2 protein-coding genes are annotated in these 1,549 nt (G+C 65.5%); both read right to left on the bottom strand.

The window, feature by feature from the left end; translation table 11 throughout:
- A partial coding sequence (locus DFR48_RS21670) for a fumarylacetoacetate hydrolase family protein (protein ID WP_147273568.1) occupies positions 1-798 on the bottom strand: 798 nt, incomplete at its 3' end.
- 97 nt (positions 799-895) lie between these two features.
- Positions 896-1,549: SDR family oxidoreductase (locus DFR48_RS21665; protein WP_114365287.1), on the bottom strand; the 654-nt coding region annotated here is incomplete at its 5' end.

Genomic DNA, 1,549 nt, shown 5'->3' with positions numbered 1-1,549 from the left:
GATACCGAGTTCGACGATGTCGCCGTCCCTGAGGTAGCGGGGCGGCTTCATGCCCATTCCGACGCCGGGGGGCGTACCGGTGGAGATGACGTCGCCGGGATGGAGCGACATGAACTGGCTCAAGTAGGAGACGAGGAAGGCGACGCCGTAGACCATGGTGGCAGAGGTTCCGTTCTGCATCTTCTCGCCGTTGACGGTCAGCCACATGGAAAGGTCCTGCGGGTCGGCGACCTCGTCCCTGGTGACGAGCCAGGGGCCGATCGGCCCGAAGGTGTCGCAGGACTTGCCCTTGGTCCACTGGCCGGCGCGCTCGGTCTGGAAGGCGCGCTCGGAGACGTCGTGGGAGACGCAGTAGCCGGCGACATAGTCGAGGGCGTCGGCCTCGGAGACGTATTTTGCGGTCTTGCCGATGACGACGCCGAGCTCGACTTCCCAGTCGGTCTTTTCCGAGCCGCGGGGGATATGGACATCGTCATTGGGGCCGCAGATGGCCGAGGTCGCCTTCATGAAGATCACCGGCTCGGGTGGCACGGCCATGCCGCTCTCGGCGGCATGGTCGGAATAGTTGAGCCCGATGCAGATGAACTTGCCGGTGCCGGCAACGCAAGCACCGACGCGGTCCACGGCAAGTTCCGGAAGGCTCGCCGGGTCGATCGTCGCGATCTTTTGCAGGCCTTCGGGGGAGATGGCCGCACCGCCGATATCGGCGACATGGGCGGAGAGATCGCGGACCTTGCCGTCCTTGTCGAGGAGGGCCGGCTTTTCCTGGCCGGGCGGGCCGACGCGCATCAGTTTCATGGGAGTTTCCTTTCGAATTCGCGGCCGGGCCGCTCCTTGGTTCTTTGTTGTTCGCAATGCCGGACGGAAAACCGCTTCACACTTTTCCTGGCATTGCTCAGATCGTCCAGCCGCCGTCGATGGCGTAGGCCTGGCCGGATGTATAGGTGGCGGTCGCGAGATAGACGGCGAGGCCGGCGATTTCTTCCGGGGTTCCGAGCCGCCCCATCGGCTGGCGGGCGATGAAGGCGGCACGTGCCGTCTCGTAGTCGCCCTGCGCCTTCATGCGCTCCTGCAGCGAGGGGCTTTCGACCGTGCCGGGGCAGATGGCATTCACGCGGATGCCTTGCGCGACGAAGTCGGCGGCGACCGACTTGGTCAACCCGATGACGGCGGCCTTGGTGACGGTGTAGGCGCAGCGGTTGGGCACGCCCTTCACCGAGGAGGCGACGGAGGCCATGTTGATGATCGAACCGTCACCCTTCTCGATCATGCCGGGCAGCACGGCGCGGATGGTGCGGATCATGGCGCGGACGTTGAGATCGAAGGCGAAGTCGAGGTCCTTGTCGGCCATGTCGAGGACGGTGCCGGAATGGACGAAGCCGGCGCAGTTGAAGAGGACGTCGAAGGGTCCGGTTTCGGCGACGACCTCTGCCACGGCGGCATCCTTCAGGACGTCGAGCACGCGGGTCTCGACGGCGAGCCCTTCCGCCTTCGCCTCTCCGGCGAGGCTCTCGAGCGCCTCCACGTTGATGTCGGTTGCGACCACGCT

This window comes from Ciceribacter lividus (assembly GCF_003337715.1).
GTDB classification, from domain to species: domain Bacteria; phylum Pseudomonadota; class Alphaproteobacteria; order Rhizobiales; family Rhizobiaceae; genus Allorhizobium; species Allorhizobium lividum.
This window is presented reverse-complemented; position numbering and strand designations above follow the sequence as displayed.